The organism is Desulfoconvexum algidum (genome assembly GCF_055382125.1).
This window is the reverse complement of the sequence record NZ_AP042394.1, coordinates 224,212-248,647: the sequence shown is the minus strand read 5'-3', so window position 1 is coordinate 248,647 and position 24,436 is coordinate 224,212. Positions and strand designations below refer to the sequence as shown.

Below are 24,436 nucleotides of genomic sequence, written 5' to 3'. Positions count from 1 at the left end.
GCGTTTATCTCACCTGGGCCATTTTGCGTCTCAGGTAAGCAATCTGGGTCTGATGGGGCAAATCTTTAGGGCAATAATCTTCGCACCCCAGCAAGGTCATGCAACCGAACACCCCGTCATCATCCCCTATGATTTCATAAAATTCTTCATCTGTCCGTTTATCCCGGGGGTCCAGGGAATACCGGGCAAGTCTCATGAAACCGACAGCAGAAAGGAAATCCGGGCGCATCCGTTTGGTAGCACAGGCAGAAACACAGCAGCCGCATTCCACACACCGCTCCAGTTCATATATCTGATCTGCCACCTCAGGATCCATACGCTCTTCCAATTTATCATAATTGACTTCATCGGCATTGATGTCATGGATCCAGGACTCCACCCGCTCGCTCATGGCCCGCATGAATTTGCCCGTGTTCACGGACAGATCGCCTATGAGCTCAAATCCAGGCAGGGGCAAAAGTTTGATTTCACCGTCCGGGAATTTTGAGGTCAGGGTCCGGCAGGCCAGATCGGGTTTGCCGTTGACCACCATGCCGCAGGAACCGCAGATACCGGCCCGGCAGACAAAATCAAATTGCAGGGAGGGGTCCTGATTTTCCCGGATATCATTCAATGCGATAAAAATGGTCATCCCCGGGGCTTCCGTGACTTCATAGGTCACCATGCGGGGCTTGTCCCCCGGCTTTAAGGGATTGTACCGAAATATCTGAAACTTTAATATTCTTGCCTGATCACTCATTATTTATACCCCCTGCCGATACGCTCATTTTTACCTTTAAATTTTTCTGGAATAGTTAATGGATTGAGAAGCTCCTGCATTTCATGCCGGTCTGCAGTTGGGTTGGCCTTTTTGATCTCTTCAACCTGGGCCACCCGTTTTTCTGTGTCCGGATGGTGAACTGTATTGTCCACCCCATAACCACGAGATCCCGGAGGCATTTCCATTCGCATGACATCCAGGTGTTCATAGGAGACTTCAGGCAGATCGGCTGCATCATCTGTCCAGGTGGTAAGGGTTCGCTTTAACCAGTCCCTATCATTTCTTTCGGGATAATCCTCCCTGGCATGGGCCCCCCGGCTTTCGGTCCGAAGCAGGGCGCCGTAGGCGACACACTGGGCAAGTTTGATCATCTTGGGCACCCGGATGGCTTCCACCAATTCCGGGTTAGAAGAGGAAATCCTGTTGCGAAGTGCTATGTTTTTTGCCCGCTGGTTCAGCACTTTGAGCTCTTCAACCGCCTTGGCCAGATCTTCAGCATTTCTAAAAATGCCCACGTCATCCATCATGATTTTCTGCATTTCAGCCTTCAGCTCAAAGGGATTTTCTCCATAATCTCTGACCAGCAGATCCGTAATTTTCTTTTCTTCCTTTTTCATGAAATACTCAATGGTGGAGGTGGAGATCTTCAGGGGATTGGCAGCACAATGGTCCGCCACATATTCCCCCACGATCATGCCGGCCACAACGGTTTCCGCCACGGAGTTTCCCCCCAGGCGGTTAAACCCGTGCATATCCCAGCAGGCCGATTCCCCTGCTGAAAACAAGCCCTTTAAAGTCGGGCTTTCACCGGTTGGCTTTGTTCTGACACCACCCATGGAATAATGCTGGGTGGGTCGCACCGGAATATATTCTTTCACCGGATCTATGCCCAGAAAATATTCACAAATTTCTTTGACTTCCCTCAGGTTCTTTTCAATGTGTTTGCGGCCCAAAAGGGTGATGTCCAGCCACAGGTGATCTCCGTAACGGGAAGATACCCCTTTTCCCTTTCTCATATGCTCGGTCATGCGGCGGGAAACAACGTCCCTAGATGCCAGTTCTTTTTTGTCCGGCTCATAGTCGGGCATGAACCTATAGCCGTCCTTGTCCAGCAGCAGCCCGCCGTCACCCCGGCACCCTTCCGTCGTCAAAATCCCAACCGGCACAATGGCGGTGGGGTGAAACTGAACCGCTTCCATGTTCCCGAGAGTGGCAATGCCTGTTTCAAGGGCAATGGCGGTTCCAATCCCTTCTGAAATCACCGAATTGGTGGTAACCGCATAAAGCCGACCGTATCCGCCGGTGGCAATGGTGGTGGCCTTGGCCACATAGGCAATGAGCTCTCCTGTGATCAGATCTCTGACGATGGCACCATTGCAGACCCCGTCTTCATGGATCAGGGCAATGGCTTCTTTTCTTTCATGGACCGGGATTTCCATCTGGATGGCCTTATTGTCCATGGCATAGAGCATGGTATGCCCGGTTCCATCCGAGGTAAAACAGGTCCGCCATTTTTTGGTACCACCAAAATCCCTGGCAGTGATCAGCCCCTGGGCTTCATGCTTTTCCGTGATGGTTACTTTTGCACCATTGATGACAACATCCCTGTCCCCCCCCTGAACCCTGGACCAGGGTACTCCCCAAGTGGCAAGCTGACGAATGGCTTTGGGGGCCGTATTAACAAACATCCGGGCAACATCCTGGTCACATCCCCAGTCGCTTCCCTTTACCGTGTCTCCAAAATGGACATCTTCATCATCCCCTTCCCCTTTGACACAGGCCCCAAGGCTTGCCTGCATTCCCCCCTGGGCAGCGGCGGAATGGGACCGTTTGGCGGGAATCAAAGAGAGAATGATCGACTCATACCCCCTTTGCTTGGCAGCAATGGCAACTCTTAAGCCCGCCAGGCCGCCACCGATAATAAGTGAATCCGTATATATGACTTTCATAAAAAATTTCCTTTTCTTAATGTGTTTATTCCGCTGGTTTCTCGCCGTCATGGGCCGTATCGACCGGATGGGCCTCTTCTGCCACCGGATGTTCTTCAACCGCCGGGTGGGCCTCTTCGACTACCGAGTGAGTTTCTTCAACCGCAGGATGCTCCTCTTCAACAGCAGGATGGATCTCTTCAACGGCCGGGGCAGCTACTTCTTCTGCCTGAAACTGTTCAACGGCAACCGCATGGGTTCCATAGCGTTCACCCACTTGATCTCTATGGTTGATACCAATCACAACAAACACAAGCAGGGACAGCACACCAATGGACAAAAAGAAAATGGTGAGTCTGTTTTTCAATACTTTCATTTTTTTCCGGGATGCCCGGGCGTCTTTTCCTGCAAACCAGCCCCATTTCATGCACAACCGGTAGATACCGATGGTACCGTGAAGTTCCACACAAATGAGCAAAATCAGATATAAAAACCACATATTGCTGGAAACCACCCGGTCTGCGGACAGATAGGGATCAATGCTTCCCGGATGGGTCAGCATGACGTACAGATGAACCGAGCCCAGAAAAAACATGAGAAAACCGGTGACCACCTGAATATACCAAAGGTTGGTATCGGTGTGGTTCATCATAACCATCTGGTCCCTCATGATCCGATGCTGCTTCCAGGAAATAGGAAATTTACGAACCCCCAGCAATGCGTGGAGAATAAACAGGGTAAAAACCATGACCACGGCAAAAAAGACTGCAATTGGGTATCCGTGACCCGTGTCTGAAAGAAAGGATAACTCCATGGTCTTTGCCACAAAGTTAAAAGAACCTTTTCCCAGGATAACACTGCCCACAAGGAGCATATGCACCCACATGAACAGTCCCAGGATCAGGCCGGAAGCGCTCTGGGCTAAATCCAGCCGTGCTGGTATTCTGCTCTTTTTTTTGTTTGATTCAATCGTATAGCTTTCCAACTTTAACCTCCTTAAGGTTATCTAAAATACGTCTTTACAAATCCGGCCGATTTGCCCTAGGTTTTCGCAGACATGAATTCCATTTTCTTTGAATGCCGCAATTTTTGCCTCGCCCGTACCGCTGGACCCTGAAATAATCGCACCGGCATGCCCCATTCTTCTGCCGGGCGGTGCTGTCAGGCCTGCGATAAAGCCAACCACCGGTTTTGTCATATTTTCGTTAATGTAAGCTGCTGCCTCTTCCTCTGCACTGCCCCCGATTTCACCGACCATGACGATGGCGCTTGTTTCGTCATCGGCTTGAAACGCTGACAATACATCTATAAAATTGGTGCCGTTCACCGGGTCTCCGCCGATACCAATGATGGTGGACTGGCCCATCCCAAGCTTTGTCAGCTGGTCAACCACCTCATAGGTAAGGGTACCAGATCTGGAAACAACACCGATACTGCCTCGTTTGTGAATTTTGCCGGGCATGATCCCAATTTTGCACTCGTCGGGGGTTATAATACCCGGACAATTGGGCCCGATAAGCCGGCAATTTTTAGTGGCCAGAAAATTTTTGACACGCACCATGTCCAGGATGGGAATCCCTTCGGTGATACAAACAATCAATTTTATACCGGCATCTGCTGCCTCCATGATGGCATCCGCTCCGAATGGCGGCGGCACCAGAATCAAGGACGCGTCTGCGCCTGTTTCTCGTACGCCCTGGGCCACGGTGTTAAAGACCGGAACATTGTCCAGCTTTTGTCCGCCCTTGCCCGGGGTCACCCCGGCCACCACCTTTGTACCGTATTCAATACATTGTCTGGCATGGAAACTACCTTCATTGCCAGTGATTCCCTGGACCAGAAGTCGTGTGTCCTTATTTACAAATATACTCACAATTATCTCCTTTAATTAGCAACCGCAGCGGCTATTTTCTGGGCCGCATCGGCGAGGTCGGCAGCAGCGATCAGATCCAGCCCTGCGTCGGCCAAAATTTTCTTGCCCTGTTCCACATTTGTTCCTTCCATGCGAACCACCACCGGGATATTGATCCCGGTTTTCCTGGCAGCATCCACCACCCCCTGGGCAAAAATATCGCACCTTAAAATGCCGCCAAAAATATTGATGAGCACGGCTTTTACCTTGGGATCGGCCAGGATGATCCGAAGGGCATTTTCCACCTGCTCGGAACTGGCGCCGCCCCCCACATCCATGAAATTAGCAGGGGTGGCCCCGGCATTTTTGATGATGTCCATGGTGGCCATGGCAAGGCCCGCTCCATTGACAATATTGCCCACATTACCGTCCAGATTTATATAGTTCAAATTAAACTTGGAGGCTTCCACTTCCAAAGGATCTTCCTCATCAAGATCCCGAAGCTCCAGCAGATCCTTGTGTCGATACAGGGCATTTGAATCAAAATCCACCTTGGCATCCAGAGCCAGAACTGCATTGTCCTGGGTAAGGATCAAAGGATTGATCTCCACCATGGAACTGTCATAGGCAACAAACAGTTTATAAAGATTGGATAAGAGGCCGGCAAAGGAGCGCATGGCAGCTTTGGGCAGCCCCAGGCCGAAGGCAACTTCCCGGATCTGATATCCCTGGATGCCCATGAGGGGATCCACATAAACTTTAATAATTCTTTCAGGGGTTTTTTCAGCCACCTGTTCAATATCCATACCCCCGTCCTGGCTGGCCATGATCACAACAGATGCGGTTGCCCTGTCCACCAGGAGGCTTAAATAAAGCTCCCGTTCAATCTTCTGACCGGCTTCAACGAGCAATTTTTGCACCAGCCGTCCTTCGGGACCTGTCTGATGGGTAACAAGGGTCATGCCCAAAATCTGCCCGGCCAGGATTTCGGTCTCCTCCAGAGAAGCGGCCAATTTGACCCCCCCGCCTTTTCCACGGCCGCCGGCATGTATCTGGGCCTTGACCACCACGGGAAAAGAGCCCAGCTCTCCGGCTATTTTCTTTGCTTCTTCCACGGAAAAAGCCACTCGCCCCTCAGGTACCGGAACATTGTAGCGCCGAAACAAGTCCTTTGCCTGATATTCATGTATTTTCATCTATCATTCCTTAAGATTATGAATTATAAATATGACAATAATCGTTCAGCCGCAGCTGAGGGCGATATTTTTTCAGTTTCCACCTGGTGCGACACCAGGGGGATCTGGTCATTTATCCGTTTATTATTTTTAAACCGCTGTTTTAGTCCTTCCTCCACAAGGGTCCACATCCACTGGATGGATTGCTGTTTCCGCCGTTGTTCAAATTCCCTGGTTTCCTTAAATTTTTGCCTGTGGTCCAGCACAGTTTCCCATACGGCGCGGGTCCCCCCCTCAATCACCGAGGAACAGGTCAAAACAGGGGTATGCCAGGTGGGTGTGTCGGAAGCGATCAGGTGCATGGCAAGCTCAAGATCTCGTTGGGCCCGTTCAACCGGCACGAGGTTATCACCGTCTGCCTTGTTGATCACGATAGCGTCGGCCAGTTCCAGCACCCCTTTTTTAATGCCCTGGAGTTCATCCCCGGCCCCCGCAATCATCAACACCAGGAAAAAATCCACCATGGAGGCCACCCGTGTTTCAGACTGGCCCACCCCAACGGTTTCCACCAGGATGACATCAAACCCGGCTGCCTCACAGACCAGCATGGTTTCCCGGGTTCTCACGGCAACCCCACCCAGGGTCTCTCCGGCGGGAGATGGCCGTATGAATGAATTTTCATGGGCTGACAGCCGCTCCATCCGGGTTTTATCCCCCAGAATGGACCCACCGCTTCGCTGGCTTGTGGGGTCCACTGCCAGGACTGCCACTCTGTGGCCTGCATCGGCCAGGTAGACCCCTAAATTTTCTATAAAGGTAGATTTCCCCACCCCGGGAACACCCGTAATACCCAGGCGAATACTCTTGCCTGTCAGGGGAAGAAGCCGTTCCATAACCTGTTGCGCCACCTGCTGGTGGGCAGGAAGGTTGCTTTCGATGAGGGTCATGGTTTTTGCAATCAAGCGCCGGTTATTGTCCAGAATACCCTGGAACAACACATCCGGGTCATTTAGTACCATACTCTTTATGCACCTATTTTTTTTATACGACCTGTTCTTTAAGGGCCCATTTTATAGGCGCCCATTTTATAAGCACTCTTATCCTGAACGCCCCATTATTAGGCACCTTATTAGGCACCAATGATGTTGAGCGTCCGATTGGCAGAATCCGTCACCACGGTGCCCGGGCCAAATATCTCCGATGCACCGGCCTGGATTAAAAAGTCATAATCCCCCGGGGGAATGATGCCGCCAACCACCACTTTAATATCAGAAGCCCCCCCCTTTTTCAACGCTTCAATCACCTGGGGAACCAAGGTCTTATGGCCAGCTGCAAGGCTTGAAACCCCCACCACATGGACGTCATTTTCAATGGCCATCTTGGCCGCTTCTTCCGGGGTCTGAAACATGGGTCCCAGGTCCACATCAAAACCAAAATCGGCATAGGCAGTGGCAATCACCTTGACCCCCCGGTCATGGCCATCCTGGCCCATTTTTGACAAAAGGATTCTGGGTCTGCGGCCGTTGGCCCGTTCAAAATCAGCGGTTCGTTTTCTCAAGGCCGCCATGATATCAGGGTCTGCGCTTTGGGCATACACCCCGGAGATGCATTGGGTGGTGGCCACAAACCTTGTAAAAACCGTTTCCATGGCATCACAAATCTCCCCCACGGTTGCCCGGGCGCGGACAGCCGGCAAGCAGGCCGCAAGAAGATTTCCCCCGTTTTTACAGGCCGTTATGATATCATCCAACGCCTTTTTTACCGCGGTGTTGTCCCGGTCTTGTTTAATCTGGTTCAGCCTTGCCACTTGCTCTTCTCTGACATCCTCGGAAACTTCCCTCACCGGGATCGGGATTTCATCTTCAATCTTGTATTTATTAACCCCGACAATAACATCCTCACCCTTGTCGATCCGGGCCTGTTTACGGGCGGCCACTTCTTCTATTCTCATTTTCGGCATACCCGACTCAATGGCCTTGGCCATGCCACCTAAGCCCTCAACCTCTCGTAAAATTTTTCGGACCTCGTCAATGATGTTCTGGGTCAGACTTTCCACATAATAGGACCCTCCCAGAGGATCCACCACATCACAAATATGGGATTCCTCCTGAATCAGAATCTGGGTGTTTCGAGAAATTCTGGCAGACAGTTCCGTGGGAAGCCCCACGGCCTCATCAAAAGAGTTAGTATGCAGGCTCTGGGTGCCCCCCAGAACGGCGGACAAACATTCTAAAGTGGTTCTGACCACATTATTATAGGGATCTTGCTGGGTAAGGCTCCAACCCGAGGTCTGGCAATGGGTCCGAAGCATTTTGGATTTGGGATTTTTAGGATTAAACTGAGTCATGAGTTCCGCCCAAAGGAATCTGGCGGCCCGCAGCATGGCAATGTCCATGAAAAAGTTCATGCCGATCCCGAAAAAAAAGGATAGCCGTGGGGCAAACTTATCGATATCAAGACCGGTTGCAAGGGCAGCCTTAACATACTCAAGCCCATCCGCCAGGGTAAAGGCGGCCTGAAGAACCGAATCAGCGCCGGCTTCCATGATATGGTAACCGGAAATGCTGATGCTGTTAAACTTGGGCATATTTTCCGAACAGAACCCAATGATATCTGAAATAATTCTCATGGAAGGCGTGGGCGGATAGATATAGGTATTCCGGGTGAGATATTCTTTGAGGATATCATTCTGGATGGTTCCCATGAGCTGGTCATGGGCAACCCCCTGCTCTTCCGCGGCCACAATATAACCGGCCAGAATGGGCAGGACCGCCCCGTTCATGGTCATGGAGACAGACATCTGATCCAGAGGGATCTGATCAAAGAGAATTTTCATATCTTCAACGGAATCGATGGCAACCCCGGCCTTTCCAACGTCGCCTGCAACTCTCGGATGATCCGAGTCATATCCTCTGTGGGTGGCAAGGTCAAAGGCAACGGAAAGCCCCTTTTGGCCGGCTGCCAGGTTTTTACGGTAAAAGGTGTTGGATTCCTTGGCGGTTGAGAAACCGGCATACTGGCGAATGGTCCAGGGTCGGCCCGCATACATGGTGGCCATGGGCCCCCGGACAAAGGGGTCTATCCCCGGCAAATTGTCAATAAATTCTACCTGCTCCAAATCCTTTGATGTATACAGGGGCTTAACATCAATTCCTTCGGGTGTCGCTTTTGTCAGTGCCCCAAGGGGTTTTCCCCTTAGCCCTTTGATTGCAAGTTCTTCCCACTTTTGGATATCAGACATTTGAGACATGGTTATCCTCCGGTCTAAATTTAATAATTATCAGTACAAACAGCAAAAACCTTTGTGAACGAACATTTACGGATATCTACCTTTCACACAATTCCACAAGGACACCTGAGGTAGCCTTGGGATGCAAAAAGGCAATTTTCGCACCCCCGGCTCCCCTTCGCGGCACCTGATCAATGAGCTGGATCCCTTTTTCCTTAAGTTCTGCCAGGGCTTCTTCGATATTCTCCACCTGAAAGGCTACATGCTGAATGCCTTCCCCTTTTTTTTCTATATATTTGGCCACAGGTCCGTCGTCAGAAGTGGATTCTAACAATTCCACCTCGCTTTCCCCCACGGGTAAAAAAGCGGTGGTGACCTTCTGGGCCTCGACGGTTTCAGTGCCTTCCAGGGTTAACCCCATGGCATCTATCCAAAAATTTTTCTTTTCATCAATACTTGAGACAGCTATGCCGAGGTGGTCAATTTTCAATATTTTCATCTCGTATCTCCATATTTAGTTATTCCAATTACAATCATTATCTATAGTTGGTTCAAATGATGAAAGTCAACCATAAACTCATTGGAATCATTTAAAAAGCAGACACTAAAATAAGGAAAGGGGTGAGTAAAATCCACAAAAACAAAACCGGGATTCCCGACAAAAAGGGCAAGTCAGAATATGTCATCTAACTTGAAACACTCTTTTCAGGTATAAGATCCTTACCTAACGCAACATCTCAGGGGACAGTCTTCCTGATGCCAGCAATAATGCATCATAATACCGTTTGGAGAAGACTCCGGGCAATTCGGGCCAGGTCATTGGCACTGGGGGTATGGGAATATTTTGTAATAAAGGTTTGCCGCATCCGGATGGAATCATGGACTCGCTCATCAAACCGGATATTTCCCATGAAGGTAAATCTTGAATAAAAATGCCGGTTAAACACCTTCTCAATTTTAGTGCCAAGGGAAGGATCATCGTTTTTCCGCAATTGGTTGACCACAAAGCTGAAATGGAAATCCCCTAGTTTCTTTTTTAACAATTCCCCCTTTTCAGGATCTTGCCGGGTAACGGTATTAATGATGCGAAAGGACTGGTCAATGGTGTTCCCGGAAAGATCAAGATGGCGATTCACCCGGTTAAAAATATTTTGTTTCAAGGTCTTTTTTATGACACGGAAATAAACCGCCTTGATAAAATTAAATGAATTTTCAATGGAGGTTGGCTCACAGGTACAGATGAAAATTCCCTGGGTGGAGGTGAGGAAAAAATCGAGCATATTAAAATTTGTACCCGCCCCCAGATCCATGAGCACCACATCAACATCAAGTTTCTGGATGGCCCGGATGATCTTTTGCTTCTGGGCGGTATACAGGTTGGCGGCTTCGGTCAGGCAATTTCTGGAACTGATGAAAAACAGGTTGGGAACCTGGGTGGGCAAGATCACCTCTTCTAGCTGGCCAGCACTTTTGTCGAGAAAACTTTCCAAGCCCCTGCCCGCGTCTTTTTGTTGGATAAACGTATGCAGGTTGGAGGCACCCAGGTCCAGATCCACCAGAACCACCCGCTTCCCCTGCCGTGCAAGCAGAACCCCTAAATTAGCGGTTATCATGCTTTTCCCGATCCCGCCTTTGCCGCCACCGACAGGATATATTTGTGTGAGTTTAATGAGCCCTTCCTTTATTCAAATATCCGTATAGAGATTAATTTATCGCAAACTTGGACAACCGTGTCAAGCGGCCCTGACAAAATCCAGCAGCCCCCGTTCCGGTCAGGTCCCATGGCCGGAACGGGAGATCATGGGTTTTTTGAGCAGCAAAATTAAGATCTCTTTGATTTAAAAAGGTCCGGATTATAATAATAGTCCACACCAGATCAGAAAGGGACTGCTTAATTTTTTTGTTTTATAAAACCCTGTTTTTCATTCAACTCAGTCTCCAATATAGTTTCATGGGGAAATTTAAAATTTGATTGTTCCATTCCCCATATAATGGAATTATTTCTTTACAACCTTAGTTTCGCTTGATATTCAATTGTTGATCAATCTTTGAAACACTTTTGGGCGCTCATCATTCAAATATAAAAGATATGCAGACTCGGATAATTGTTAGTTTAAGAAAGAATATATTTATGTCTACAGTTTATTCAAAATCGGTTCAAAAAATCCTTCAGATTGGAGAGCCTGAAGATATAGATAGCTGGCCTGACTATCTGGAATATGGTTTCAATAAAACTCATATACAGGAACTCATTGAATTTCTATCAAGTAATGATTTATGGTCCTATAATGATAATAAAGAAGCTTGGGCTGGTGTTCATGCATGGAGAGTTTTAGGACAATTGAAGGCAGAAGAAGCGATCGAACCATTGTTTGATTTTTTACATCGAACCAACGATGAATGGAGTCATACTGAAATTCCACGAGTCTTGAAGATGCTTGGCCCTTCCGTGTTCGAGACAAGTAAAATGTTTCTAAAGGATCCTTCTAAAAATGTATGGGTTCGAGTTGTTGCAGCAGAGACCATGACTAACATAGCTCAATATTATCCACAGTATCGAGAAGATTCCATTCATATTTTTGGCGAAGAATTAAAAAAGTATAAAACAAATGAGATTACATTAAATTCCTTTGTGATTTATGGGCTGGTTAACCTACAGTCTCATGATTATTTAAACGAAATGAAGGAAGCCTTTGAGGCACGATGTGTTGATGAAATGACTATGGGCAACTGGGAAGATGTTCAGTATGAGTTAGGGCTATAGTATGAAGAAGTGGTATGGTATTCAGGCAGAACACAAGATTACAATATGTGTGCCAATAAAAACCAAAGTTGGACCACTATACCTGATTTATTATTTTTATATGTTCAACAGAAAAAAACAGGTAAACTCATTATTAAGCATTGCCTGAAATATATCCCGTATGCAAGAAACTGTTTATGATAAATTAAATGAAATTATTAAGATCGGTGAAGATAGGATTAAATTATTTCACAGAATAAGAAATGAAGTGGATAGCTATAGGCGAGTTATTAGCGCTATCCTTAACAAAAAAGCCTATCAAAGATGTGTAGATGAACTGGAAGTAACCCATAAGGAACTACATGATTTTAGGCTTAGATTAGATGAATTTCATACTAAGAATAAAACTTCCTTTACTGGAATAATGGCACAACATATAGGCTCATATGCCGAATACATAAACTCTGTGGTTAATGCTTCTGAACATAGGCTAATATTACAAAAATTAATTCGTGATATAAAAGTAAATAAAATAATGATGCACTATAAAAATGAAGTCCCAAGTATGATTAAGGATACCGACAAATCTTTTGAGGATTGTTTATCAAAAGCTGTAGCATTCAACAAAATTGCTGACAAAGTGAAATCAGCACACGCTGAAAAATAGCATTACATTATATGGACCAGAGGCTATCTCAGAGGCCATTTCCCCACACTAATTTTTATAATATATTGATCACATTTTGGCAGATTCACGGGAAATAATTTCCGGGGCCTGGACCAAAATCCGGTTACTCCCAATAAAACGTAATGGCGTCTTGATTGATTTGATCCTTTCCATTTCCAGTGGGTTTTGATACACCCTGAACGGGTATGTGGCTGAGCATAAAAAAGTTGTTTGCGATCACCCTGGGCAGAACGCCCGATACCAATCCAGGAGATTGAAAGGGTATCGGGCGTAAGGAATGCGGTTATGATGCTTTTCTTAAATCCCTTATTTTTCTACGGCAAGTTCCTCGTCTCTGAGAACCCGCCTTAACACCTTGCCCACATTAGATATGGGAATTTCGTCCCGGAATTCAATCTGTCGGGGTCTTTTGTAACCCGCCATATTTTCCTTACAAAATTCTTGAATCTCTTCAAATGTTGCGCTCTGGCCTTCTTTCAATTTTATGAATGCCTTTACAGACTCTCCGCTCCTATCATCGGGAATCCCCACAACCGCCACAAGTTCCACCTTGGGGTGGGTATAGAGTATATCCTCAACATCCCTGGGATAAACATTAAATCCCCCCACAATGATCATATCTTTTTTACGATCAGTGATGGTGATATATCCGTCTTCATCAATATGGCCGATGTCCCCTGTGAGAAAATAGCGATCCCCGTCAATCTGTCTGAAAACCTCTTCATTGGCATCCGGCCTTTTCCAATAGCCCTTCATGACCTGGGGGCCGCATACGGCAATTTCGCCATCTTCTCCCCGGGGCAATTCCTGAGTATCATCGTCAAGACCCATAATTTTGACCATGGTTTCGGGCAAGGGAAATCCAATGGAACCGATTTTTCTGGTTTCCCTGTTGGTCGGATTAGAGGTGACAACCGGTGTCGTCTCTGTCAGGCCGTAGCCTTCAAATATAATGGCCCCTGTTTTCTCTTCAAACTGCCGGCATACGTCAGGCGGCAGCGGCGCCCCGCCTGAAAAACATGCCATCAAAGAAGAAAGATCATACTGGCCTAGAAGGGAATGGTTGGCAAAGGCCACAAAGATAGTGGGCACTGCCGGCATAATCGTGGGTTTGTGTTGTTGAACCGCTTTAAGAACCTCTGTAAAGGGCGGTTTTCCAGCCCTGGGGTCGGGAATGCAAACAAGCTTACTCCCGGTCATAGCAGCAAACAGCAATGCACAGGTAATACCAAAGCTATGATACCAGGGTAAAACCCCAAGAAAGGTATGATGCCCTCCCTTATAAAATTGTTCTGCTCCCTTGGCTTCATCCTGGACAATACGGCCGCTCTCATACAACCCCATTACATCATAGGTAAAATTGGTGTGGGAAAGTTCCGCCCCCTTGGGCACCCCGGTGGTTCCCCCGGTATAGAGCATAACGGCGGTATCTTCCTCTGGGTTGATCACCACAGCAGGGGGGACGGGGCTGGCAGCGGCAACCACCTCATCAAACATCAGATGGCCGGGTTCATGTTTTTCAGCCTTGGGTATTTTCCCGAGAAGCCCGCCTATAAACCCCTTGAATTTGGGCAAATAGGACTTGATGTTACAAACAACAACGGTTTTAACCTGGGTATTTTTAATGGCCTTAACTGTGTTGTCGTAAAACAGGGGGTGGTCCATGCAAAAAACCATCTTTGACTCTGAATCATTGAGTTGATAATTGAGCTCTGTTGCCGTGTACACCGGATTACAATTGACGCAGACGGCCCCGGCTTTAAGGATGCCAAACAAAATTTCCGGAAAGTGGGGAAGATTGGGCAGAAAAATAGCCACCTTATCTCCTTGTTTGATACCTTTTCCCACAAGAAAATTGGCGATTCTGTCGGCGGTATCCTTGACCTGGGAATAGGTTTTTGTGGCCCCGTTAAAAATGGTAAAAACATTATCGGGATAATTCATGGCAGCATCATCCAGGAATTTAAACACAGGAAAATGGTAATCAGGTACCGTGCGTGCAACTTCTTTAGGCCAGAAAGGGGTTTCCCAGATTGTCTCAGTCATCTTTTTTTCTCCTTTTGTTCGGGCGCTCGGGCTGTTTGAATGTCTTTGTCTCAGGGACCAGCCCATTACCGGGTTAATAATATTTTTCCCACCTTTATCTCGTGTATCTTTGTTGATCTAATCGATGATAGCGTTAAACTCCTCAATGGAGTTGGTATTAATTCTACATAGATATTGCCGGCACCTGTGGCGTGAACAATTTACCAGAGTTGCCTTATCTTGCTTAAGGCGTAACCGATATGCTCATTTTTTTTAACATCCGCATTTATTTTAAATAGGTATATATCAATAATCCTCCCCTAACAACCATGAAATGTCGATTGTTTTTTCAGGGGGTCAAAATCCGATTTACATTATTTTTTTATATTACAAATAACCGTTTAGATAAAATATTTCGAATCCAGTTGATTTCTTTTTGATTTTATTTTTGACCCCCTATCATTTGATCTTCCTGGACATTGAGATGCAGGGCCTTGATGGCCACCTGGGGCCAATGTCACCGCCCTTATGGAACCCAGATATGAGACCTGGATGAAAAAACCGGTTACCCGGGACCGCCTTGCCAAAGCATTTCAACAGATCCACTATCGTTAGCCCACCTTTAACTTTCGCCATGGGAAGAATATTTTTGAAGAGGTCGGGTTCTCCGAAACTGGCCGGGGTGGCAGAATCTAACAGGTCTTAACCCTTCTATTTATGATAATTTTAAAAAGTGAGTCTACCACGTTAATATAATCGCTACCGTCCAGACCCAGGAACCCACCGATGATACTATGGAACAGCGGGTATCCCTTAAAGTATGGCAGACCAGGCGGACGGCCTCCCGGGGAATGGACATGCCGCATTCCACCTCCGGGCAGACACGAACTGATACCAATTTTTATGGAAGCCAGCATACATCCTCCATTTTTTTGGGGTTGAGATCCGATTGTCTGGTGCCGCTTTTTAAACAAGACGGTCATTGACATTGTCCCAATGAGTATATAGATTTTGTTTAATATTGGTACTCTTTTTTTACCCTGACTTTTTTACCATCCGATGTGGATAATCTCTGTTGCGGGAAAAGGAGGTATCCAAATTTTACAGCCCCTTTTACCAACGTGTAATGGACAGGGAAACCCCATATGCCACCCATTGATGATCATAAAATTGCGCAACGACCCGTTCTGGTAACCGGTGCCACCGGATATGTGGCTGGCCGCTTGGTCCCCTTGCTGCTGGCATCGGGATACCAGGTGCGAACCATGGGCCGGTCCATTGAGAAAATGGCCGGCCGTTCCTGGGGCCACCATCCCAATATTGAATTGGTAAAAGGGGATATCATGGATGGCAATTCCCTGAAGGCAGCTGTTGCCGGGTGCGGCACCCTTTATTACCTGGTCCACTCCATGATCTCTCAAAAAAAGCACTACCGAAATGCCGACCAGACCGGAGCCCGGAATATGATGATGGCGGCGGCAGACGCCGGGGCAGACCAAATCATCTATCTGGGAGGCCTGGGCGATGTCAGCCACAAAAATGTCAGCCGTCACCTGGTTTCTCGGCATGAAGTGGGCCAAATTCTAAAGAAAGGTCCTGTGCCGGTCACCATTCTTCGGGCAGCCATGATCCTGGGATCGGGCAGTGCCAGTTTTGAGATATTAAGGTACCTTGCAGAACGGCTGCCCCTAATGATCACCCCCAAATGGGTGAGAATGCCCACCCAACCCATTGCCATTACCAATGTGCTGGGATATTTAAAAGGGTGTCTGGAACAAGAAGAAACCCGGGGGAAAACATTTGATATCGGCGGTCCCGAGGTACTTGCCTACCAGGACCTGTTTAAACTCTTTGCCGGGGAAGTCGGTCTGCCACCCCCTTTGATGATAAAGGTTCCGGTATTAACCCCGCGCCTGTCTTCTTTGTGGATTCATCTGGTGACACCGGTGCCGGCCGCCATTGCCCAGCCCTTGACCGAGGGGCTAAGCATTCCCACGGTCTGTACGGAAAACGCCATTAAACAACTCATTCCCCAGGAACTGATATCCTGCAGGGAAGCCATCCGAAGGGCTGTGGACCGCATCCGCCAGGAACAGGTGGATACCTGCTGGGCAGATGCCGGTGAGATGGTCCATCCGGAATGGGCCCATTGCGGGGATTCCGATTATTCCGGCGGCACCATTCTCCAATGCGGATACCGGGCAAGGGTAAACGGGTCAGCCCAGATTCTATGGCCCGCCATCCATAAAATAGGCGGCCAAACCGGTTACTATGCCGCAGACATTCTCTGGCAGATCCGGGGGATGCTGGATATCCTGACCGGTGGAGTGGGACTTAACCGTGGACGGCGTTCCAAAAAGCATCTCCAGGTGGGGGATGCCCTTGATTTCTGGCGGGTCCTGGAAGTCAAACCACCGTCAAAACTGCTGCTCCTGGCCGAAATGCGGACACCGGGGGAAGCCCTCCTGGAAATCCAAATCGATCCCGTTAGCGATAACGCATGCGAGATCACCCTGCTCTCCCGGTTTTTGCCCAAAGGATTGCCGGGCATTGTCTATTGGTACCTTCTCTATCCCTTTCATCAATATGTATTCACCCAGATGCTCAAGGGAATGGCAAAGGCCGCAGGCCTCACACTTGCATCGTCGCCCAAACGATTTACCCCCAAAATAAGTCGATCCTGCACCCTGAAGGACACATAAGCCATGAAAGGAACTTGGCACTTATCTGTTGGCCTGGTATCTGTTCTGTTGATCCCTTGGTTTTTTGCCTGTTCTCCTTCGGAAAAACAAAATTTTTCAGAAACAAAATGGGCCCAAAGCGTCAACGAGACGAATGTTCAAGATCTGTATGCCCCCCATGAAAAGGAGGGCCGGTTCTTCACCCCCTGGATGGAAATGGGGGACAAAAGTTTTTTGGATGTGCTGGGCTGGAAATTCTTTTCAAGCACGGACTATACAGACCAGGAACGCGCCTTTTTGCCCCGGGTCATACCCGACACGACCCAACGCCTCAAAAACACCCAGGGCAATTTTATCCTGTGGATCGGCCACAACACCTTTTTAATCCGTATTGACAACAGCTATTGGTTAACAGATCCCATTTTTTCCAAACGGGCCCTGCTGCCGGCAAGACTCACCCCCCCGGCCCTGACCCTGGCCCAACTCAATGACCTTCTAAACAATGACCTGAAAAATGATAATCAGGCAAAAGAAGTGAACATTCTGATTTCCCACAATCACTATGATCATCTGGACCGGTCCAGCATGAAGGGTCTACCCTCCTCGGCAAATGTGTTCGTGCCCAAGGGGCTCAAAGACTATGTCATGGGAATGAACAAACCCCGGGTAAGGGAAATGGACTGGTGGGAAACCATTGACCTGGGCAAGGGGAATCGATTGGTCTGCCTGCCCGCCCAGCACTGGTCCCTGCGGATAAACCAGGGGCGAAACCGATCCCTGTGGGCCTCCTATCTGCTGATAACCCCGGATGTGACCCTTTATTTTGGTGGAGACTCAGGATATTTCAAGGGATTCAGGGAAATCGGCCAAAAATATCCCAACATCGACTATGCCTTCATGGCCACCACAGCCTACCACCCCCGGTGGTTTATGCAATACCAGCACATGAACATCCAAGAGGCTGTCAAAGGATTTGAAGAGATTGGGGCCCGAATCTTTATCCCCACCCAATGGGGCACCTTTCATTTGGGAAGCGAACCCGCGGGATATCCGGGACTGGACCTGGCCCGCCACATCCGAAACAACCGATTAGAGCAGGATCGATTCAAGATAATGGATATTGGTCAGATTCTCCCCATGGACCATCCCTATGACCATCAGGCAATCTAATATCCGGTCATCTCCACATATCCTTCCCCCTGTATCTCGTGGCTGCCCCCTTTTATCTTTACCGCCCCTTCCCAATAAACCATTTGATGGGTGTGCTCCTGGTCGGGGATGACGGGCGCAAGGTGCAGAAAAAGGTCCTGGTCCGGCACGGCTATCTCCCATTCTCCGGGATATCGTTTGCCCGTGGACGGGCTTGTCCAGTACCCGGTTGGGGTGATGGTAAATTGATCCGCTGTCAGGATCTCATAGGTCCCGTCGGGCCGGGAGAAACTGCCGAACCCATATCCGTTGGGCTGACCAGCCGCATCTCTGATCTGGCAGACCATCAGATCCCGGCCATCTTTCAGGTGAATTGAAAACCAGTCCCACCCGATCACATCCCGGCCCAGGGCAGTGGTGCTCCATTCATGGTCAAACCAGGAGTTCCCCTTAACCCTGTGGGTTTGGGACCCTATTTTCAGGGTTCCCCGTGTCGTCAACCGGGGCAGGGAATAATAATAGGAAGCGTTGGACACCCCCGGGCCCTTCCGGCTGAACCCCTGGTCCCCCTGCAAAACAAGTGGACCCTCCCGGGTCAGCCTCAGGTTCAGGGTTGTGTCCTTCTCCCTGGCCATTAAAACCATTTTGTCCAAAGTCCCGCCGGCAGACCAATTGTCAACCCATACGGCAAAAGGGGCGGCCGTGCCACCGGCAATCCCCAGGCTTTGCCGGTTCATGCGGGAACTTGAATAAAACCGATTGCCAAGGGTATCTGTCACGGCAAAATGCGAAAAATAAACCTGCTGGGTTCGCCATTTGGAGCTGCCGCCTGGGGGTGCGGCAATTGATTCACAGGCCAGTGCCCTGCGAAAAAAAGTCAGCTGGTATCCGAAATCTTGTCCTTCATCTGTCCGAAGGTTGCCGGTATAATACCACCATTCGGTCTGAAAAGCAGGATGAGGGCCATGATCTTGCGGGAATTTAAGGGCGGCAGGACGGGTGGCCGCCTGATAGCAATCACCACTTGCTTCAACGGAAAGGGCCTGGACAATATTGATACTCTCCGTTTCTGCGGGCCGGCAGCCCCCCACCGCCAGAAAGATCAGGGCGGACAGCAACAAAAAGGAGCAGAAAAGAAAAAAATTAATACCTTGTTTCATTAGGGTTACTCCATGTGAATGGCTTGTCCAATATTGGTTCTGCCGGCAGAAATCCCCGGAAACACTCCGGCAGCTACAGCTGCGACACTTGCCAGCAAAAGCGCCTGAATAAAAATCCATGGGGTCACCACCATTTCATAGGTCCATCCAAAAGACCGGAAATTGACCACATGAACCAGAATCCAGGCAAGCCAGGCCCCAAGGGGTAGGGCCATCAGACCGGATACCACGCCGCAGACCAAGCATTCCCACAGCAACAGCCGAAATACCTGCTGCCGTTCGGCACCACAGGCCCGAAGGATTCCCATCTCCCTTGTCCGTTCCAGCAACAGGGCCATGAAAGAATTCAATATGCCGGTCAGGGCCACCAGGGCGGTGAGAATCTGAAGCGCAGAGGTAATGAGAAAGGTTCTGTCAAACACCGCCAGAATACTGTGTTTGATGGAAACCCCCGACACCACCCGAACCATGGATGTTTCCGGGATAAAAGCGTTGATCCCATCGATCACCGGTGCCACGGGGACCCCCGGATCTAAAAAAACCTGGAGGGCCGTGACATCATCATGGCCCCAAAAGTCGGTCATCACCTCCCGGCTGACGACAATCCGTCCGCCCCCCATGAAAAAATCCCTGAAAATACCGGCAATTTTAAAGGAAACAGGACCCTGTTGCGTCTCTAACACCACCCTGGCAGAGGTGGTGGGAACAATATTGTTTTGCCGGGCAAAAATTTCAGACACATAGATCCATCCCTGGTCAAGCAATTGGGGAAGCCTTGCTTCCTCCGCAGCCGTCCAGGTCCATCTTTTCTTTGAAAGATCCCGGACATAGGAGAAAATATGAACTTCTCCCGATGTTTGGGAAAAAATCCGGTGAATATTATAGGCGGAAATATCGGCAACCCCCGGAAAATTGCGGATAGTCTCCACCAGCACAGGATCCAGAAACCGTTGAGTCTCGTCGGCGGAAGAGACATGAACGTCACCGCCGATATGGCCATCCACCCAGTCCTCAATGGAAATCCTAAAACTTTGGGTCATGATATCCACCCCGATATACACCGATGTGACCACGGCCAGTGTTGCAATGAGCACGCTGGTCCGACTCAGGGACCGGACAATATTTTTCATGGCCATTCTGACGATCCCCCGGACAAAAGGGCTTGTCACAAATAGCACCCCTCTGATGAAACCCAAAATGAAAACAGGTGCCAGAAACCCATATCCCAGGAAGGCCAGAAACACACCGATAAAATCAGATTCCGGCGACCCGGGGAATCCAAAAATGACCCCCAGGGCAATCCCGATAACCAGCAACCCGCCAAGGGTCAAGGCAGGCAGTCGTTGGTTCAATGTGCTTTCCGATGCAGATCGCTGCATAAGGGTAATCGGCTGGATGTGTGCTGCGGTCACTGCCGGGAAGAAAGCCGCCAGAGCTGAACTGAGCATACCGGCCAACAGCCCCTTTACAAGAGTGGATGTGACAATTTCCACCTGGCTTACGGTCAGGACAAAATACATATCTGAAACCGTGCTGCAAACCGCAGACACCACCCCATGGCCCAGCAGCACCCCCAGCAAAACCCCCAGAACAGACCCTGCCAGGGCATAGATCATCACCTCGATCATCACCGCCCAAAAAATCTGACTTCGGGTTGCGCCCAAGGCCCTCAGGATTCCATTACGCTTTCTTTGCCGGGCCACGGAAAAGGAGACCGTGTTATAAATCAAAAAAATCCCCATGAACAGAGCCAGCATGGAAAAGGCGGTCAGGCTGGTTTCAAATGAGGCGGAAAGGCTGCGGACCACACTGTTCTGCCGGCTTGTTTCCACCAGGAGTGTGCCCCTGGGCAGGATCTGACGGATCTGATCTGCCTGGGAGGCATCGGTTAACATCAGATCAATCCGGCTGATCTTCTCTCCCATCCCCAAAATTTCCTGGGCAAGGGAAATATCTGCCAGTATTACCCCGTCCAGCATCTTGTTTGAGGCGGTATCCAAAGTGTCCACAAACCCTGCTATCCTAGTTTCCTTCCTACGATCCCCAAATAAAAGCGTGAGGGTATCCCCCGGCTTCAAACCGTATTGCTCGCCATGGCCTTTTGACACCAGCACCCCGTTTGCCTGGGTTAAAAGCCCGGCAAGGTTCGGGTTGACAACCCCCTTCCGGGCCTGGACCACAAGACGTCTAAAATGGGTTTCGGAAAAAGGATCTACTCCCATCAACGTCAAAACCCCTGCCCCCAACTCCTTCACCCGCACATGGGTTTCGATCACCGGGGCGGACCGGGCAATTCCCAGACCGGTTCTGATCCGGGTGAAAATAGACTGGTCAATTTCAAACCGGCTGCCCTTTATCTGGTGGGTGGCCCGTGATGTAAGCGCTGCCGTGGACAATTCAAAGGACCGGTTCACACTGGTTTTGGCCACATCAATGGCCACCACACAACTGACACCCAAGGCAATTCCCAACACCATCAACACCAGGCGAAACGGGTGTTTAAGGCTGCCAAAAAAAAAGAGCTTTATAAGACGCAATGACATCATGCCCCCACGGATCCGGGCCGGGCAATCAGAGTATGATCCGCCACTACATATACCTGATCGGCATAGGCAATTGCTTCGGGACTGTGGGTCACCATAATAAGGGTTTTACCGCTGTTTTTGGCCAGATCGGTCAGCATTTTAAGAACGAGATTACCGGTTTCCTGGTCCAGGTTCCCCGTGGGCTCGTCAGCAAGCAGAATATCCGGATCATTGACCAGAGACCTGACAATGGCCACCCGCTGCTGCTCCCCGCCGGAAAGGTTGTCCGGATAACGGCGGCACAGGTCTGACAGCCCCACCGTGTCCAACAGCGAAAGGGCCTTTTCCCTGGCAATACGGAGCGGCACCCCGTCCAGTTCCGCCACCAGGGTCACATTTTCCAATACCGTGAGCACAGGGATCAGGTTAAACGATTGATATACAAACCCGATATGCTGTCTTCTGAAAATGGTTCGCTGGGTATCGTTCATTTCACAGACGCGATGGGGTCCAATGGTAATGCGGCCTTTGCCGGGCAGATCGATCCCGCTGATTAAATTGAGCAAAGAACTTTTACCCACACCGCTTTTCCCCATAATCACCGAAAACTCACCCGAGGGGAAAACAGCTGTCATTCCGTCAAATATAACCCGTTGGTCGCCGCTGTCATCATATGCCTTAAAAATATCATTGAGTGAAATATCCACACCATCCCCCTCCATGAACCTGTCAGCGCCTCGTTGAGGAACTGACAGGTTGCTGTTTACTTATCCGCCTGCTTATCCGCTTATTTATCTGGCGACGTCGATGCCGGGATCACATCCCAAATGTGAATCAGGCGCTTCACATTCAAAATTTTTCTGCCGGGTATCCACATGGACTTGGCCACTTTCTCGTTCACTAAAGGCTATGACATGGATAACAAGAAAGAACGAAGATTGGTCTGTTTGTTTTTCAGCCCCAATTTTGACCGCAAATTTTTTCTGTGAAAACTGACGGTTGCCTCTGAAACAAAGAGGACCTGCGCAATTTCAGATGTGGTTCTACCATCCTTCACCAATGTTGCCACCTGCATTTCCTGGGGGGTCAGCAAAACATGGGCATTGGATAATCGCACAATCAAGGGGGACATGATATCATTGAGCTGATCGTCGAGTATGCGGACCAGGGTGCGGTCCTTTTCACTTAAACGACTCTCCTTGAGCCGTTTAATATAGGGCAGCACAAAGGACTTTAAATTGGTTAGAATTTTATTTTCCATTTCGGACTTGTCGGTTTCACGCTGGGCAATCACCACCTTCAAAGCAATATTGACCTCTTCCAGGCTTTGATTTCGATCCTCTAAAATCTTCTGATGCGCCTTTAATGACTCCTGGGTCAGTTTCAATTCCGTGATATCTTCATGACTGATGATCAAGTGCAAATCCCCTTCATCTGCCATGGGAACCACCCGCATGTAAAACCATCTGCGGCCTTCCGGCGAATGGCAGGGATAATCGTATCGGAATTCATCGATTTTTCGATCTATGACTTGCCGGATCCCTGCCGCAACCTTGCAGGCATCCTCAGCGCCCTCAGTGGTTGCGGCCTCACAGACATGCAGATAATTCATCTGGTTGAAATCCATATTTTCCGGCAGCCCGTTGGAAATGGAAAACTGTTTCCAGGTCCTGTTGGTTTCCAGGATTACCCCATTTTCATCAATAATAGCAATATGGGCGGACAGGGAATCAAATAGGGTGCGAACCAGTTTGTCTGAAAACGAAATGTTATTGTTTTGCTGTAACCCCATAATTTTTATTAGGCTCTCCTCTTTTATCCTTCTTATATTGTTTATATTTTTCAATATTTATTGTATTTTTTCAACAAAAATCTCTATATTATACAACTATATCTAATTTTCAAATGAAATATATTGAAAATATTACCATTATTTCAGGTTTAATATGGCACAATCATCACCATATGATGAGGCTGTTCCCGTTGCCAGCATTGCGGTGCAGACCTACGGGGATTTTCAAAATTTTAATCCACATCTCCATGCTATCGTTTCTGATGGATGATTTCTGGACGATGGCAATTTTAGCACGGCACCCGGCTTCATGATGAATTGATTTACGATGATTCAGACTCCCAGATTCCAGCATTTGACTATTGGAGTCGAGGCCTTACCTGTAGGATGTATTTTAAAAATTGACTTGTGTGACTTACGGAGTTACTGGTGAGTTATGATCAAAATCAGCAAAAAATTGATAGTTTTCGATCTTTTCATATAAAAATCCAGATTATTTCCATCACCTCACTTTAATGCCTATATTTTATTTCAAGAATTTTCTGACCCAGTCGGGATCGAGCACATATTTCAGCTTTTGGAATCTATTTCATACTTCTATTAACAAAAAGCGTCTTCCTATCTATGTCCACTTTTTTTTCTATCAGATCCATGACATGGCCGTGAACAAGCTTGGCTGGAAAACAGATACTGTCGGACATCACGGTCCCGTCCGAATGGGGATATAAT

Annotated in this window: 20 protein-coding genes; 5 read left to right on the top strand and 15 right to left on the bottom strand. The window is 48.7% G+C overall.

The window, feature by feature from the left end:
• Window positions 1-4: 4 nt before the first annotated feature.
• The 9 genes from ACZ45G_RS01075 to ACZ45G_RS01035 all read right to left on the bottom strand — a co-directional run bounded on the left by ACZ45G_RS01075 (window position 5) and on the right by ACZ45G_RS01035 (window position 10,599).
• Window positions 5-739, bottom strand: a complete 735-nt coding sequence (locus ACZ45G_RS01075; RefSeq protein ID WP_464174760.1) for a fumarate reductase iron-sulfur subunit — start codon at window positions 737-739, stop codon at window positions 5-7.
• A complete protein-coding gene (locus ACZ45G_RS01070; protein WP_464174759.1) occupies window positions 739-2,709 on the bottom strand; it encodes a fumarate reductase flavoprotein subunit in 1,971 nt (656 codons plus the stop codon). The genes ACZ45G_RS01075 and ACZ45G_RS01070 overlap by 1 nt, the downstream gene beginning before the upstream one ends.
• Before the next feature lie 25 nt (window positions 2,710-2,734).
• Entirely contained in the window at window positions 2,735-3,673 is a 939-nt protein-coding gene (locus ACZ45G_RS01065) for a fumarate reductase cytochrome b subunit (protein ID WP_464174758.1), read from the bottom strand.
• 21 nt (window positions 3,674-3,694) lie between these two features.
• Complete coding sequence (gene sucD, locus ACZ45G_RS01060) at window positions 3,695-4,561, bottom strand: succinate--CoA ligase subunit alpha (RefSeq protein ID WP_464174757.1); 867 nt, start codon at window positions 4,559-4,561, stop codon at window positions 3,695-3,697.
• A gap of 11 nt (window positions 4,562-4,572) precedes the next feature.
• A complete protein-coding gene (gene sucC / locus ACZ45G_RS01055) occupies window positions 4,573-5,736 on the bottom strand; it encodes an ADP-forming succinate--CoA ligase subunit beta (protein WP_464174756.1) in 1,164 nt (387 codons plus the stop codon).
• A gap of 23 nt (window positions 5,737-5,759) precedes the next feature.
• Window positions 5,760-6,734 carry a methylmalonyl Co-A mutase-associated GTPase MeaB gene (meaB, locus tag ACZ45G_RS01050; protein ID WP_464174755.1) on the bottom strand — a complete coding sequence of 325 codons (975 nt, stop codon included), beginning with the start codon at window positions 6,732-6,734 and terminating at the stop codon, window positions 5,760-5,762.
• A gap of 110 nt (window positions 6,735-6,844) precedes the next feature.
• Window positions 6,845-8,965, bottom strand: a complete 2,121-nt coding sequence (gene scpA / locus ACZ45G_RS01045; RefSeq protein ID WP_464174754.1) for a methylmalonyl-CoA mutase — start codon at window positions 8,963-8,965, stop codon at window positions 6,845-6,847.
• A 76-nt stretch (window positions 8,966-9,041) separates the two neighbouring features.
• Window positions 9,042-9,443 carry a methylmalonyl-CoA epimerase gene (gene mce / locus ACZ45G_RS01040; protein WP_464174753.1) on the bottom strand — a complete coding sequence of 134 codons (402 nt, stop codon included), beginning with the start codon at window positions 9,441-9,443 and terminating at the stop codon, window positions 9,042-9,044.
• 274 nt (window positions 9,444-9,717) lie between these two features.
• Entirely contained in the window at window positions 9,718-10,599 is an 882-nt protein-coding gene (locus tag ACZ45G_RS01035) for a MinD/ParA family ATP-binding protein (RefSeq protein ID WP_464179835.1), read from the bottom strand.
• Between the two features lie 476 nt (window positions 10,600-11,075).
• On the opposite strand from ACZ45G_RS01035, the gene ACZ45G_RS01030 reads away from it, so the two are divergent.
• On the top strand, window positions 11,076-11,708 hold the full coding sequence (locus ACZ45G_RS01030) for a HEAT repeat domain-containing protein (RefSeq protein WP_464174752.1): 633 nt from the start codon (window positions 11,076-11,078) through the stop codon (window positions 11,706-11,708).
• A 160-nt stretch (window positions 11,709-11,868) separates the two neighbouring features.
• Complete coding sequence (locus ACZ45G_RS01025) at window positions 11,869-12,354, top strand: hypothetical protein (RefSeq protein ID WP_464174751.1); 486 nt, start codon at window positions 11,869-11,871, stop codon at window positions 12,352-12,354.
• Window positions 12,355-12,681: 327 nt separating this feature from the next.
• Here the strand turns inward: ACZ45G_RS01025 and ACZ45G_RS01020 are convergent, their stop codons facing one another.
• The gene (locus tag ACZ45G_RS01020; RefSeq protein WP_464174750.1) at window positions 12,682-14,421 is read right to left on the bottom strand and encodes a long-chain-fatty-acid--CoA ligase; all 1,740 of its coding nucleotides are present in this window, start codon (window positions 14,419-14,421) and stop codon (window positions 12,682-12,684) included.
• Window positions 14,422-15,194: 773 nt separating this feature from the next.
• On the opposite strand from ACZ45G_RS01020, the gene ACZ45G_RS01015 reads away from it, so the two are divergent.
• The 3 genes from ACZ45G_RS01015 (at window position 15,195) to ACZ45G_RS01005 (ending at window position 18,251) form a co-directional block, all read left to right on the top strand.
• Window positions 15,195-15,386: a hypothetical protein gene (locus ACZ45G_RS01015; protein ID WP_464174749.1), complete on the top strand. Its 192-nt coding sequence runs from the start codon at window positions 15,195-15,197 to the stop codon at window positions 15,384-15,386.
• A gap of 159 nt (window positions 15,387-15,545) precedes the next feature.
• A complete protein-coding gene (locus ACZ45G_RS01010) occupies window positions 15,546-17,102 on the top strand; it encodes an SDR family oxidoreductase (protein WP_464174748.1) in 1,557 nt (518 codons plus the stop codon).
• A gap of 3 nt (window positions 17,103-17,105) precedes the next feature.
• On the top strand, window positions 17,106-18,251 hold the full coding sequence (locus ACZ45G_RS01005) for an MBL fold metallo-hydrolase (protein ID WP_464174747.1): 1,146 nt from the start codon (window positions 17,106-17,108) through the stop codon (window positions 18,249-18,251).
• Here ACZ45G_RS01005 and ACZ45G_RS01000 read toward each other — a convergent pair.
• The 5 genes from ACZ45G_RS01000 to ACZ45G_RS00980 form a co-directional block, all read right to left on the bottom strand.
• The gene (locus ACZ45G_RS01000; protein ID WP_464174746.1) at window positions 18,248-19,390 is read right to left on the bottom strand and encodes a lipocalin-like domain-containing protein; all 1,143 of its coding nucleotides are present in this window, start codon (window positions 19,388-19,390) and stop codon (window positions 18,248-18,250) included. The two genes, ACZ45G_RS01005 and ACZ45G_RS01000, sit on opposite strands and share 4 nt — an antisense overlap.
• 5 nt (window positions 19,391-19,395) lie before the next feature.
• The gene (locus tag ACZ45G_RS00995; RefSeq protein WP_464174745.1) at window positions 19,396-21,936 is read right to left on the bottom strand and encodes an FtsX-like permease family protein; all 2,541 of its coding nucleotides are present in this window, start codon (window positions 21,934-21,936) and stop codon (window positions 19,396-19,398) included.
• Complete coding sequence (locus ACZ45G_RS00990; RefSeq protein WP_464174744.1) at window positions 21,933-22,622, bottom strand: ABC transporter ATP-binding protein; 690 nt, start codon at window positions 22,620-22,622, stop codon at window positions 21,933-21,935. The genes ACZ45G_RS00995 and ACZ45G_RS00990 overlap by 4 nt, the downstream gene beginning before the upstream one ends.
• A 200-nt stretch (window positions 22,623-22,822) precedes the next feature.
• Complete coding sequence (locus ACZ45G_RS00985) at window positions 22,823-23,707, bottom strand: LuxR C-terminal-related transcriptional regulator (protein ID WP_464174743.1); 885 nt, start codon at window positions 23,705-23,707, stop codon at window positions 22,823-22,825.
• A 584-nt stretch (window positions 23,708-24,291) separates the two neighbouring features.
• Entirely contained in the window at window positions 24,292-24,411 is a 120-nt protein-coding gene (locus ACZ45G_RS00980; protein ID WP_464174742.1) for an acyl-CoA dehydratase activase-related protein, read from the bottom strand.
• Window positions 24,412-24,436: the final 25 nt, after the last annotated feature.